Annotated in this window: 1 protein-coding gene; it reads right to left on the reverse strand. The window is 57.8% G+C overall.

Annotated elements, in window-relative coordinates; all coding sequences use genetic code 11:
• A partial coding sequence (locus tag ACFHWU_RS29655) for an IS30 family transposase (protein WP_416592372.1) occupies window positions 1-232 on the reverse strand: 232 nt, incomplete at both ends.

The following is a 232-nucleotide window of genomic DNA, read 5'->3' on the forward strand; positions in this document are numbered from 1 at the left end:
GCGGTCTGCCATTCAACTCTGCAGCGACCTTATCAAGATCCTCCTGGGTGTGCAAGGAAAGATCCGTACCCTTCGGAAAATACTGCCGGAGTAGACCATTCGTGTTCTCGTTGCTCCCGCGCTGCCACGGCGAGTGCGGGTCACAGAAATAAACCGGCATCCCCGTCCGAACCGTGAAATCAGCATGCCGGGCCATCTCCTTCCCCTGATCCCAGGTCACACTCCCACGCAT

It is taken from the genome of Micromonospora sp. LOL_015 (genome assembly GCF_048060275.1).
Classification (GTDB): Bacteria; Actinomycetota; Actinomycetes; order Mycobacteriales; family Micromonosporaceae; genus Micromonospora_E.